General features: G+C 63.8%; 12 protein-coding genes. 8 read left to right on the plus strand and 4 right to left on the minus strand.

Translation table 11 applies throughout. The features are described from left to right. Positions 1-25: 25 nt before the first annotated feature. From ISG32_RS07230 to ISG32_RS07240, 3 genes are all read right to left on the minus strand, one after another. Positions 26-907 (minus strand): HlyC/CorC family transporter, encoded by an 882-nt coding sequence (locus tag ISG32_RS07230; RefSeq protein WP_194770312.1) that lies wholly within the window; start codon positions 905-907, stop codon positions 26-28. A 153-nt stretch (positions 908-1,060) separates the two neighbouring features. Further along, positions 1,061-1,804, minus strand: a complete 744-nt coding sequence (locus ISG32_RS07235; protein WP_194770313.1) for a GNAT family N-acetyltransferase — start codon at positions 1,802-1,804, stop codon at positions 1,061-1,063. A gap of 154 nt (positions 1,805-1,958) precedes the next feature. Beyond that, on the minus strand, positions 1,959-2,465 hold the full coding sequence (locus ISG32_RS07240; protein ID WP_194770314.1) for an Lrp/AsnC family transcriptional regulator: 507 nt from the start codon (positions 2,463-2,465) through the stop codon (positions 1,959-1,961). 257 nt (positions 2,466-2,722) lie between these two features. Between ISG32_RS07240 and hppD the strand changes: the two genes are divergently transcribed. The 3 genes from hppD (at position 2,723) to phhA (ending at position 5,850) form a co-directional block, all read left to right on the plus strand. Beyond that, positions 2,723-3,865: a 4-hydroxyphenylpyruvate dioxygenase gene (hppD, locus tag ISG32_RS07245; RefSeq protein WP_194770315.1), complete on the plus strand. Its 1,143-nt coding sequence runs from the start codon at positions 2,723-2,725 to the stop codon at positions 3,863-3,865. A gap of 117 nt (positions 3,866-3,982) precedes the next feature. Beyond that, positions 3,983-4,951 (plus strand): Bug family tripartite tricarboxylate transporter substrate binding protein, encoded by a 969-nt coding sequence (locus ISG32_RS07250; protein WP_407645032.1) that lies wholly within the window; start codon positions 3,983-3,985, stop codon positions 4,949-4,951. Between the two features lie 59 nt (positions 4,952-5,010). Further along, complete coding sequence (gene phhA, locus ISG32_RS07255) at positions 5,011-5,850, plus strand: phenylalanine 4-monooxygenase (protein ID WP_194770316.1); 840 nt, start codon at positions 5,011-5,013, stop codon at positions 5,848-5,850. On the opposite strand, the gene ISG32_RS07260 is transcribed toward phhA, so the two are convergent. After that, a complete protein-coding gene (locus ISG32_RS07260) occupies positions 5,840-6,805 on the minus strand; it encodes an alpha/beta fold hydrolase (RefSeq protein ID WP_194770317.1) in 966 nt (321 codons plus the stop codon). The genes phhA and ISG32_RS07260 overlap by 11 nt on opposite strands. 148 nt (positions 6,806-6,953) lie before the next feature. On the opposite strand from ISG32_RS07260, the gene ISG32_RS07265 reads away from it, so the two are divergent. The 5 genes from ISG32_RS07265 to ISG32_RS07285 all read left to right on the plus strand — a co-directional run bounded on the left by ISG32_RS07265 (position 6,954) and on the right by ISG32_RS07285 (position 12,196). Beyond that, on the plus strand, positions 6,954-7,880 hold the full coding sequence (locus tag ISG32_RS07265; protein ID WP_194770318.1) for an MBL fold metallo-hydrolase: 927 nt from the start codon (positions 6,954-6,956) through the stop codon (positions 7,878-7,880). 240 nt (positions 7,881-8,120) lie between these two features. Next, a complete protein-coding gene (locus ISG32_RS07270) occupies positions 8,121-10,448 on the plus strand; it encodes a TonB-dependent receptor (protein ID WP_194770319.1) in 2,328 nt (775 codons plus the stop codon). Positions 10,449-10,622: 174 nt separating this feature from the next. After that, entirely contained in the window at positions 10,623-11,306 is a 684-nt protein-coding gene (locus tag ISG32_RS07275) for a Fe2+-dependent dioxygenase (protein WP_194770320.1), read from the plus strand. Positions 11,307-11,361: 55 nt separating this feature from the next. Further along, entirely contained in the window at positions 11,362-11,634 is a 273-nt protein-coding gene (locus tag ISG32_RS07280) for a PepSY domain-containing protein (protein ID WP_194770321.1), read from the plus strand. Continuing rightward, a complete protein-coding gene (locus ISG32_RS07285; RefSeq protein ID WP_228529636.1) occupies positions 11,621-12,196 on the plus strand; it encodes a cytochrome b/b6 domain-containing protein in 576 nt (191 codons plus the stop codon). The genes ISG32_RS07280 and ISG32_RS07285 overlap by 14 nt, the downstream gene beginning before the upstream one ends. Positions 12,197-12,213 lie beyond the last annotated feature (17 nt).

The following is a 12,213-nucleotide window of genomic DNA, read 5'->3' on the forward strand; positions in this document are numbered from 1 at the left end:
GACTGCTGCATCGTCACCTTTGTCTTCAGGAATCGTCCGTGCCCGCATCCGCTGGAGCGGGCGAGACCTTGAACCAGCGCACCGCCCCGCCCTTGCCATGCAGCACGACGAAGCGCAGGCCGCCAAGGTCGAAGTGCTCGCCCTTGCGCGGCACGCGACCGAGTTCATGGGTGATCAGACCGCCGATGGTGTCAAAGGACTCGTCGGGGTCACTGCTTCTGAGCTCGACGTTGAACGTCTCCGCCACGCGCTCGACCGGGGTGTCCCCGCTCACGCGGTAGGTCTGGTCGGCCAGGCCGAAGATGTCTCCCTCTTCCTCGGGAACGTCGAACTCGTCCTCGATCTCGCCGACGATTTCCTCGATCACGTCCTCGAAGGTCACCAGTCCCGCGATGCGGCCGAACTCGTCAATGACGATGGCCATGTGACTGCGCGAACTGCGAAATTCGGTGGAGAGGTCGTTCAGGCTCTTGCTCTCCGGCACGAAGAGCGCTGGACGCACCATGGTGCGGATGTTCAGATTCGGCGAGCGCGAGAGCTTGAGCAGGTCCTTGGCGAGCAGCACGCCGATGATGTTGTCGCGCTCGCCCTGATAGACCGGAAAGCGCGAGTGCGCGGTGCGGATGACCTGAAGGATCAGCTCGTCGATGGGCTCGTCGATGTTCAGCAGGTCCATGCGCGTGGCAGGCACCATCACGTCGCTGGCGGTCATCTCGGCCATGCGCAGCACGCGCTCCAGCAGCACCCGGGTGTCGGCGTTGATGACGTCGCCATCCTCGGCCTCGGCCATGGCCGCCACCAGCTCCTCGGTGGAATTGGGGCCCGGGTTGATGAATTCGATGACGCGCTGCAGAAGGCTGCGCTTGTCTTCCCTCTCGGAATTTCGCGCGGGATGGGGGTCTGACACGGTCTTGTATGCAGGACGTGCGGTAGTGAAACAGTCCTCTAGGATAGCGGATTGTTCAAATTCGCCCGCCAGCAGGGTCTGCGGCGGCGGGCAAAAGCGGCTCGTGCCGCCAGGCACGCCAAGGCAGCGCCATGCAGCCGATCGCTCGGCGGCTTACTCCGCAGCCTGGTGACGGCCTTCGCGCACGCCCTGTCGGATTTCCTGCAGCCCGCCGAGCATGCTCCAGAACTGCTTGGCCTGCTTCTTGAACTGGTAGTCCATTTCGCCGAACTTCACGGCCACCAGCTTGCTGACATGCGTGTCGAAGCTCGCGGGCGGCAGCTCGAGGTAAGCCTCGGACTCGGAGCCGTCGCGGTGCACGGTGGCGCCGGCGTTGCGCGCGATCTTGAGCATCGCGGTGTTTTCGGAGAGCGCGTGGATGAACATCATCTTCACGTCGCGGCTGCGCGCCAGCATCACGGCGCGGTCAAACAGCTGCGCACCGTAGCCACGGCCTCGCGCCTTGGAGAGCACAGACACGCCGAACTCGGCGCAGCTCTTGAACTCCTCGTGCTCGGCATAGGCCACATGGGCCATGGCGATGAGTTCAAGGCGGCGGTTGAAGATGCCGATGACTTCGTCGCGCTCGAAATCGATGTGATCGACGTAGCGGCGCACCTGCGCGTCGCTGGCCGGATAGCCAAAGCGCAGGTAACGATCCTCGGGGCTGAGAGCCAACAGGTGGGCGGCAATGCGCTCGCGATGCTGGGCAGCCAGCGAACGGATGGGCACTGAAGCAGAAACCATTTTTGAAGCACCTCGTTGTGTCGGCGTAGTCTGATCGTCATTGGAGCCTGCGCCCCAGATGCGTCGACCCATGTCCCAGGAAGCGAGCAGCCAGTCTTTCGTCAATAGCATGATGCCGCCATTCTAGGGTTTTCCCTAGGACTTTGCAGCGCCGATGTTGCAATGCAATATAAAAACCGGGGATGTTGGCGTTTGTTGTCAGTTGTCTGTTTCCGAAGCCAGGCGGCATCAGCGTTTGGCGCTCCTCATTGGAGAGCAGAGCAAATCAGACGGGGACGGCCGTGGTTGCCTTGACACGGTCAAGTACGAAGCTGGTCTTGCAGTCCTGCACGCTCGGGTGCTTGAGCAGCGTGTCCATGATGAAGCGGCTGTAGTGCGCCATGTCGGCCACGACCACGCGCAGAAGATAGTCCATCTCGCCGGTCAGAGCGGAGCACTCCACCACCTCGGGCCAGCTCTGCACGCTCGCACGGAACAGATCCATGGGATTGCGCTTGTGGCTTTCGGTGTTCTTCTCGAGCCGCACGTTGATGTAGGCGGTCAGCCCCAGCCCCACGGCCTCGGGTTTGACCAGCGCGACATAGCGTTCGATGATGCTGGCATCCTCCAGCCGCTTGGCACGGCGCAGCACCGCACTTGGCGACAGGCCGACCCGCTCGCCGATCACGTCGTAGGTCTCGCGGCCATTGGCCTGCAGGCTGCGCAGGATGGCGCGATCCAGCTTGTCGAGCGACACGGAGGCGGTTTCGCCAGTGACTGAAGAAGTACTCATGGGATGCGATTTTCAGCCACGGAAACGCACAAGTTAACCCGAGACTTCCCTAGCGCAAAATTACTGCCATTTGTTTGACAAATTCACATGAATAGTGCAACGAATGCGAAATCCATGGATGAAATAGGCGGAAAAAAGACCGTATAGCCAATTACATTCAACACTGCACAACCGCATGCTTTCGCCGCACGGCCCGGATCCGAAGACCCGCCGGACCGATCAGAACACACCCCCTATTCCCGCACTGGAGACCCGCCATGAACGCTCCCACCGCCGACAGGACAATCAACGACGCCGCTGCCGCCAGCGGTTCCGCCTGGGAGAACCCCATGGGCACCGACGGTTTCGAGTTCATCGAATATGCCGCCCCCGATCCGGTCGCCATGGGCAAGGCCTTCGTCGCCATGGGCTTCAAGCCCGTCGCGCGCCACCGCCACAAGAACGTGCTGCTGTACCGCCAGGGCGAGATCAACTTCATCATCAACGCGGAACCCGACAGCTTCGCCCAGCGCTTTGCGCGCCTGCACGGCCCGAGCGTCTGCGCGATCGCATTCCGCGTGCACGACGCCAAGGCCGCCTACGAGCGCGCGCTCAACCTCGGCGCGTGGGGCTATGCGGGCACGTCCGAGCCCGGCCAGCTCAACATCCCCGCGATCAAGGGCGTGGGCGACAGCCTGATCTATTTCGTGGACCGCTGGCGCGGCAAGAACGGAGCGCGCCCCGGCGACATCGGCAACATCGGCTTCTTCGACGTGGACTTCGTGCCGCTGCCCGGCATCAGCACCGAGGAAATGCTGCACCCCAAGGGCGCCGGACTGACCTACGTGGACCACCTCACCCACAACGTGCACCGCGGCCGCATGGTCGAGTGGGCGGATTTCTACGAGCGCCTGTTCAACTTCCGCGAGATCAAGTACTTCGACATCGAGGGCCAGGTCACCGGCGTCAAGAGCAAGGCGATGACCAGCCCCTGCGGCAAGATCCGCATTCCGATCAACGAGGAAGGCAAGGAAAAGCCGGGCCAGATCCAGGAATATCTGGACATGTACAAGGGCGAGGGCATCCAGCACATCGCCATGGGCTCGGACAACCTCTACGACACGGTCGACGCCCTGCGCGCCAACGGCGTGCGCCTGCTCGACACCATCGACACCTACTATGAGCTGGTCGACAAGCGGATTCCCGGCCACGGCGAAAGCGTCGAAGAGCTGCAAAAGCGCAAGATCCTCATCGACGGCAAGCAGGACGCCGTGCTGCTGCAGATCTTCAGCGAGAACCAGCTCGGCCCGATCTTCTTCGAGTTCATCCAGCGCAAGGGCGACGACGGATTCGGCAACGGCAACTTCAAGGCGCTGTTCGAGAGCATCGAGCTTGATCAGATGCGCCGGGGCGTGCTCTGAGAACGTGTTGACGACCCCAGCGTCACAGTTTGCGATTGGGCATATGTGGTTAACAATGCTGCGCCGCAATAAATTGTAAATATACTGCGCAAATATTTACTTTTCAGAGGATCCGCCGTGCTCCGCGCTTCTTTTCTGCTCAGTGTTTTGCTCGCCGGCGTGCCCTTGGTCGCCATGGGCCAGAACGCCTCGGCGCCCATGACGCTGGTCGTCCCCTATCCCGCGGGCGGTCCGCTCGACACCTCCGCGCGCCTGATCGCGCAGGAGGCGAGCGGCCAGCTCGGCCACATCCAGGTGGAGAACAAGCCCGGCAAGGGCGGCGGCACCGGGGCGGAACTGGTGGCCAAATCGCCCCACACCTCCAACATGGTGCTGATGGGCGCAGTCGCCACGCACGCGGTGAATCCGTGGCTGCACAAGCAGCTCCCGTACGACCCGCTCAAGGACTTCAAGCCGCTGGTGCTCGTGGCACGCACGCCCAACGTGCTGGTGATGAACGCCGAGCTGGCGCAGGAGCTCAACATCCAGTCCACCTCCGATCTGGTGAAGTACCTCAAGGCCAACCCGGAGAGACTCAAGTACGGCTCCGGCGGCAACGGCAGCATCGGACACATCGCGGCGGAGATGTTCAAGTCGCTGACCAACACCCGCATGGCGCATGTGCCGTTCCAGGGATCGAGCCCGGCCCTCAAGGCGCTCGAATCCAAGGAAGTGGCGCTGGTGTTCGACAACCTCGCTTCCTCGCTGCCGCTGATCCAGACCGGCCACCTGAAGGCGCTGGGCGTCACCTCGCTCGGCCGCGATGACTCGCTGCCCAAGGTGCCCAGCATCAACAGCGAGGTGCCCGGCTTCAACGTGGTGACCTGGTTCGGGCTGTTCGCCCCCGCCTCGCTGCCCGAAAACGACGCCCGCCGCTTCGCCGATGCCTTCCAGGCAGCGATGAAGAGCCGTCAAGGCACGGCGGGACTGAGGAAGATGGGCATTGCGCCCGAAGACGTCCGCCTCTCGAGCTTCCAGGAGTTCGTGGAGTCGGAAAACAACAAGTTCGGTTTTCTGATCAAGGCGGCCAAGATCCGCATCGAATGAGCAGCGGCCACGCACGGGGCTGACAGGCCCGCATTGGCCGCGATGAAAAGGAGCACATCATGGGACAAGCCCCTGTCGTCTATGGCCAATCGAGCCGTCCGCCACGCGGCGACTACAGCCGCGCGCACGAGGATTTCACCTGCGCGCAGGATTTCGACGCCTACACGGCGGCCGATCACGACACCTACCACCGGCTCTACGAACGCCAGTCCGCGCTGCTGCCGGGTCTGGCGAGCCAGGCCTTCATCGACGTGCTGCCCAAGCTCGGCGCCAAGGAGCGCATTCCGCGCTTCGACGACATCAACGAGCAGCTCTGGCGCGCCACGCGCTGGCAGATCGTCGCCGTGCCGGGGCTGATTCCCGAGCGCGCCTTCTTCTCGCTGCTCGCCAACCGGCAGTTTCCGGTGACCGACTGGATCCGCAAGCCCGAGGAGTTCGAATACATCGTTGAGCCCGACGTCTTCCACGACCTCTTCGGCCATGTGCCGCTGCTGTTCAACCCGGTGATCGCCGACTACATCCAGCGCTACGGCCAGGGCGGGCTCAAGGCCGAGGACCTGGGAGCCGGCGAGATGCTGGCGCGCCTGTACTGGTACACCATCGAATTCGGGCTGATCCGCGAACCGGCGGGTCTGCGCGCGTATGGCGCGGGCATTCTGAGTTCCAGCGGCGAGCTGCAGTACAGCGTGCAAAGCCCCGAGCCCCGGCGCCTCCCGCTGGAACTGGCGCGCACCATGCGCACCCGCTACAAGATCGACACCTACCAGCAGACCTATTTCGTGATCGACAGTTTCGAGCAACTGTTCGAGCTGACCGCGCCCGACTTCACCCATCTCTACGAAGAACTGCGCCTGCTGCCCGAATTCGCCGCCGACAGCGCGCCGCTGATCAGCACCTGACGCGTGCCGCAAACGGCAGCTGCGACTCGATCAGCGCCCAGAGCCGGGGCGCGCCCAGCATCTGCACATGGGCGTATCCGGCCAGCAGATGGGGTTCGCCGTTCGCCAACTGCGAGGTGGATTCCGGGAAGACCACGTTGTCGCAGTCCGAAAAGACGCAATGCCAGCGCACTCGCGAGAACGCGCTGCCCGTTTCGGCCTCATCGCTGCGCAGCTGCGCGAGCCATGCGCTGCCGGGCCGCATCTCCTTGACGTTGGTCCCCAGCACGCACATCGCCAGCGGCGAGCCATGATGCGGAGTGCCGATGGTGATCGCCGCGTGCGGCACCAGCCCGCTGCCCGCAGGCAGGCTGCGCAGCCAGTCGCGCAGCACCAGCCCACCCATGCTGTGCCCGACCAGCAGCGGCGCCACGCCGGTGGCCTCATGCAGACGCCGCACGGCGGCCTCCACGGTGGGCCGTGCCGTCGCGATGCCGTGCAGCAGCATCGGCAGGCTCACCGCGACATAGGGAATGTTCTGCGCGCGCAACTGCAGCATGGTCTGCGTCCACACCGCGCGGTTGCACATCCATCCATGCACCAGCACCACGCCGCAGCGGCCTTGCGCATCCGGCGGCAGATGATCGCCCACCTCCCACTCTCGCCACGGAATCTGCCAGGCGAACTGGTGCATGGACTCCTGCGTCTCGGCATTCCAGGCTCGAAGCACCGCGTCACGGCTCGCCACCGGCAGACCGAGCCGCCGCTTGAAAATCTGCATGACCCAGAACTGCAGCCCCAGCCACAGCCGCCCGGCCAGCATGAACAGCACGACGCCGACCACCGCCAGCCACGCCGAACGCGGCCACGCCCAGGCGACCCAGGCGATCACGCAGAGCACGTTGAACAGACTGACGGCACGCAGCCACCAAGCAACCATGAATTCCAGCCTCTCGAAGCCCAAGTCAGCAGCCATTGTGCATGTTGCGTCCCAAATTGCGCCTGACGGGCAGGCACAATGATTGAGAGCGTGTCGGCGATCTCCACACGGTCTTGCAGGCACCGCCTCGGGCTGAGATCGCGAACATGCTCCGAGAGACAACCGCCACCACAAGATCAGAACCATGACCCGCACCACGCCCGCCCTCCCCACTGACATCACCGTGCTGGAGCGCGGCTGGCTGTCCGCCAACAATGTGCTGTTTCAGGGCGAGCATGGAAGCGCGCTGGTCGACAGCGGCTATTTCACCCACGCCGACCAGACCGTCGATCTGGTCGCCGCCACGCTCGGCGAGAAGCCGCTCGACCTGCTGATCAACACCCATCTGCACAGTGACCACTGCGGCGGCAACGCCGCCCTGCAGGCGCGCTGGCCGCAGCTTGCGACCCGCATTCCGCCGGGCCAGTTCGAGCAGGTGCGCCACTGGGACCCCGTCGCGCTGACATACGAGCCCACGGGCCAGCATTGCCCGCCGTTCCGCGCCGATGGCGTGCTCGTTCCGGGCGAACAGATCGCGCTGGGCGACCGGCACTGGCAGATCCACGCCGCCCCCGGTCATGACGCGCATGCGGTCGTGCTGTTCGAACCCTCGTCGCGCGTGCTGATCTCGGGCGACGCGCTCTGGGAGAACGGCTTCGGAGTGGTGTTCCCCGAGCTTGAGGGAGAGGAAGGCTTTGCCGACGTCGGCGCGACGCTGGACCTCATCGAGCGCCTTGCGCCCGAAACCGTGATCCCCGGCCATGGCCCGGTGTTCGGCGACGTGCCGAGAGCGCTCGAGATCTCGCGCCGCCGCCTTGCGGGCTTTGTCGCCGCCCCGCTCAAGCACGCGCGCCATGCCGCCAAGGTATTGCTCAAGTACAAGCTGCTGGAATGGCAGCGCATTCCCTTGGAAGATGCACTGCGCTGGCTGGAAAGCACGCCCTATTTCCGCCTGCTGCACGAGCGCCATTTCGCGACCCTCGGCCTGCGCGAATGGGCCGAGGAGCTGGTGCGCGATCTCGTCGCCAGCGGCGCGGCGGCACGTCACGAAGCGCTGCTGCTCAATGCCTGATGTCGGCCGTCAGCCGACTTTGAGCGACAGCGTTTTGCGGCTTGTGCATAAAACTCGCAAAAAGTTCCGTCGCATCCCCAAAAAAGCATAGCAAACGGCAACACCCTGTTGCCGAAGCGCCACATTTCACCCCAATTCCTCCCAGAAATTGCCGGAAATTGGGGTGACAAACATAACAAGCACGAGAACGAGAGTGATTCTCAACAATAATTCACTCCAGTTAAACAGAGGGTATTTTTCATGCAATCCAAACGTTCTTACGTTAAGAAGCCACGCAGCCTGCGCCTGGCTGACAGCGTTGCAGCAGCCGTCGTTCTGCTGCCGCTGAGTGCTTTCGCTCAAACCACGGCCGCTCCCGCCGCCACTGAAGCCCTCCCCACCGTGACGGTGAAGGAACAGGCCATCGACCCGAACCCGAACGCCGAAGTCGGCGCGCCCTACAAGGCCAAGACTTCCGCCGATTCGCGCCACACCCGCCCGCTGGCCGAGACACCGCAGACCATCTCGGTGATCACCAAGTCCGCCATCGACGACTCCGGCGCAACCGACTTGAAGCAGATCCTGTCGGCCCAGCCCGGCATCACACTGGGCACCGGCGAAAACGGCAATGCCTTCGGTGACCGCTACATCATCCGTGGCCAGGAAGCCCGCTCCGACGTGTTCGTCGACGGCCTGCGCGACCCCGGCATGACCACCCGCGAAAGCTTCGCGGCCGAACAAGTGGAAATCACCAAGGGCCCGAACTCCACGTTCGCAGGCCGTGGCTCCGCTGGCGGCGCGGTCAACGTGATCACCAAGCAAGCCACGCTGGATTACGACTTCACGCGCTTCTCCGGCTCGGTCGGCACCGACAGCCACTACCGCCTGACGATGGACGCCAACAAGGCCATCAACGACACCTTCGCGCTGCGCGTGAACGCGCTCGTGGGCTCGGAAGACGTGCCAGATCGCGGCCCGTCCGAGCGCAAGCGCAAGGGTCTGGCGCTGTCGGGCCTGTGGGAAATCAATCCTGACCTGAACGTCACCGTCGACTACTACGGCTTCCGCGGCAAGGACAATCAGCCCGACCTCGGCGGCTACCTCGTCGGCACCGCACCCGCCCGCTACCCCGCGAGCAACGTGCCCGTGTACGCACAGTCCAACGACTTCCTGAAGTCGGACGTCGACACGCTGACCGCACGCGTCAACTACCGCCTCACGCCCGACGTCAAGCTCAACAGCCTGACCCGCTACGGCACTTCGAGCAACGGCTACGCCACGACCGGCGCATCGAGCCGCACGGCCTACAACGCCGATGGCTCCACCTACACCACCGCCGGCCTCGACGGCGGTCACACCGGCTGGCAGGAAGTGCACTACTTCGCGCACCAGACCAACCTGCGCTGGGACACCCAGATCGGCGGCATGAAGCACGAGTTCATCACCGGCTTCGAGTACACCGACCACATGGTCAAGTCGGGCAACTACACCGTCGGCAACACCGGCGCCTACAACTGCCGCACCAGCGCGACGGCCACAGCCAACAACGGCTGGTGCTTCACCAATGCAGCCGGCGCGAGCCTGGGCGACCCGACCACCATGGCCGGCCGCAACTACTCACGCAACGGCTGGAACCGTGACTGGCAAGTGCGTACCTACGCCCTGTCGCTCATGGACACCGTAGATCTGACCGACAAGCTGACCGTGTTCGGCGGCGTGCGTGCCGACCACTACAAGCTGTCCATGCTGACCCGCAACGCCGCCACCGGCGCGCAGACCGGTGACTACGGCTTCAGCGACACGCTGTTCAACGGCCACCTGGGCGTGAGCTACAAGATCAACCCACAAGGCATCGTCTACGCTGGCTACGGCACATCGCAGGACATCAACGGCGGCGAGCCCGATGCGGGCACCAGCAGCGGCTACGGCGGCCTCGTGATCTACAACGGCAGCGCCGCAGGCGCCAAGCCCGAGCGTTCGCAGAACTTCGAACTCGGCACCAAGTGGAACATTCTGGACGACAAGCTGCTGGCGACCGCAGCCGTGTTCCAGACCACCAAGACCGACGTGATGGAAGGCGCGAACTACGACACGGCTGGCACGTTCAACACTGGCAAGAACCGCGTGCGCGGCGTCGAATTCGGTCTGGCCGGCAACGTGACCAAGGACTTCCAGGTGCAGGCCGGTGTGGCCATCATGAAGTCCAAGGTGCTGCGTTCCGCCACCGCCACCAACGTGGGCCGTCCGCTGTCCAACTTTGCTGACCGTTCGTTCGCTCTGCAAGGCAAGTACCAGCTGACCAAGGACCTCTCGATCGGCGCCATCGCCCGTCACGAGAGCGACCGCTGCGGCGGCCAGCCTGACACCGCTGCCGGCTACACAGCCGCCGGCGTGTGCTCGCAGCCCGTGCCTTCGTTCACCGTGTATGACGCGTTCGCTTCGTATCGCATCAACAAGCACGCCGACGTGCGCCTGAACGTGCTGAACCTGACCAACAAGGACTACTACACTGCCGTGTACCGTTCGGGCGCGTTCCTGTACAAGGGCGACGCACGCGCCGTGCGCCTGACGCTGAACCTGGATCTGTAACTGGCCAGCCGAGCGATCCGCAGCGCGTGAGAATTGACTCTCCGGCGCTGCGGATTGGTTCAGGTCTTGCATGACACAGATCAGTGACCATCGATGCCGGGCCCCTGCCCGGCATTTGTGCTTGTATTTATCGGGTATTCATCGATTTCCGAACTTGAACAGGGAATCCAGATCATGTTGATCACCATCGACAAGGTCCTGACCAAAGAGCAGGTCCTTCAATTCCGCCAGCAGCTCGACCACGCCGACTGGAGTGACGGCGCCGCCACCGCAGGCACGCTGGCCAAGAGCGTCAAGCGCAACCAGCAGCTCGACGACAACGGCGAGCTCTGCATCGCGCTCGGCAACCAGATCGTGCGCACGCTCTCGCAGACGCCGCTGTTCATCTCGGCCGCGCTGCCGCGCACCATCTATCCGCCCAAATTCAACCGCTATGCCGACGGCGGCACCTACGGCGCGCATGTGGACAGCGCGCTCATGTTCCTGCCCGGCAGCAGCCAGCAGATGCGCACCGACCTGTCGGCCACGCTGTTTCTGGCCGAGCCCGACGAATACGACGGCGGCGAACTCGAGGTCGAAGGCCCGTTCGGCGTGCAATGCGTGAAGCTCGAAGCGGGCGACATGGTGCTCTATCCATCGAGCAGCCTGCACCGCGTCACGCCCGTCACGCGCGGCGCACGCGTGGCCTCGTTCTTCTGGATCGAGAGCCTCGTGGCCAACGAGACCGAGCGCACGCTGCTGTTCGATCTGGACCAGTCCGTGCAGCACATGGCCCCTTCCTTCGCCCCCGACGACCAGCGCCTCGTGCAGCTCACCGGCGTCTATCACAACCTGTTGCGACGCTGGGCCAAAACCTGACATCCACTGGATCGCAGAACGTTTTAAGATCCGTTTCCCTCTAGGAGTGCACCTCATGAAAACCATCAAAACTGTCTTGTGCGCCGCCATCCTGACCATCGGAACAGGCAGCGCCTTCGCTCACGGCAACGTGACCTGCAAGGAATATCCCAAGAACGAATGGCGCCCGCACACCGAGCTGCAGCAGAAGCTCGAGAAGGAAGGCTGGGTCATCCGCCGCATGGAAAAGACCGCCACCTGCTACGAGGTCTACGCCAAGGACCCCAAGGGAAAGCGCATCGAAGCGTTCTTTGATCCCAAGACCTTCGAACGCGTTGAAGAAGAATAATCCGCTTGCTGAAAGCCAGACCGCGCCGCTGAAGGTGCGCGTCTGGGACTGGCCCGTGCGTTTGCTGCACTGGGGTCTGGTGGTCTGCATCGCGCTGTCCTGGTGGAGCCGCGAAGACCTCGGACCCTTGCACGAGCGCACGGGCTATGTCGTCATCGGCATCCTGGCGGCACGCCTGCTGTGGGGTTTCGTGGGCACGCATTACGCGCGCTTCGCGCAGTTCGTGCGCGCACCCCGGGCCACCATCGCCTACGCGCGCGCCGCGCTCAAGGGCAAGGCGCCGCGCTACATAGGCCACAACCCGCTGGGCGGCTGGATGGTGGTGGCGCTGCTCGCCTGCCTGAGCCTGCTCACCTTCACGGGCTGGCTCTACACCACGGACATGTTCTGGGGCTACGGCTGGCTTGCCGAGCTGCACAAGTATCTGGCCTGGACCCTGCTCGGCCTCGTCGCCCTGCACATCGCCGGCATGCTCTGGACCTGCTGGGAGCACCGCGAAAATCTGGTGCGCGCGATGTTCACCGGAAAAAAAGCCACGCCATCCGCAGACGACGTGGCTTGATCGTTAGCAACGCTCAA

The sequence above is a fragment of the Diaphorobacter caeni genome (assembly GCF_015354245.1).
Classification (GTDB): Bacteria; Pseudomonadota; Gammaproteobacteria; order Burkholderiales; family Burkholderiaceae_C; genus Diaphorobacter_A; species Diaphorobacter_A caeni.

What these genes read in the sequence shown, in the direction of transcription:
- ISG32_RS07235 (WP_194770313.1), bottom strand. Translation starts at nt 1,804, where the DNA reads ATGCTATTGACGAAAGACTGGCTGCTCGCTTCCTGGGACATGGGTCGA.
- ISG32_RS07240 (WP_194770314.1), bottom strand. Translation starts at nt 2,465, where the DNA reads ATGAGTACTTCTTCAGTCACTGGCGAAACCGCCTCCGTGTCGCTCGAC.
- hppD (WP_194770315.1), top strand. Translation starts at nt 2,723, where the DNA reads ATGAACGCTCCCACCGCCGACAGGACAATCAACGACGCCGCTGCCGCC.
- phhA (WP_194770316.1), top strand. Translation starts at nt 5,011, where the DNA reads ATGGGACAAGCCCCTGTCGTCTATGGCCAATCGAGCCGTCCGCCACGC.
- ISG32_RS07260 (WP_194770317.1), bottom strand. Translation starts at nt 6,805, where the DNA reads ATGGCTGCTGACTTGGGCTTCGAGAGGCTGGAATTCATGGTTGCTTGG.
- ISG32_RS07265 (WP_194770318.1), top strand. Translation starts at nt 6,954, where the DNA reads ATGACCCGCACCACGCCCGCCCTCCCCACTGACATCACCGTGCTGGAG.
- ISG32_RS07270 (WP_194770319.1), top strand. Translation starts at nt 8,121, where the DNA reads ATGCAATCCAAACGTTCTTACGTTAAGAAGCCACGCAGCCTGCGCCTG.
- ISG32_RS07275 (WP_194770320.1), top strand. Translation starts at nt 10,623, where the DNA reads ATGTTGATCACCATCGACAAGGTCCTGACCAAAGAGCAGGTCCTTCAA.
- ISG32_RS07280 (WP_194770321.1), top strand. Translation starts at nt 11,362, where the DNA reads ATGAAAACCATCAAAACTGTCTTGTGCGCCGCCATCCTGACCATCGGA.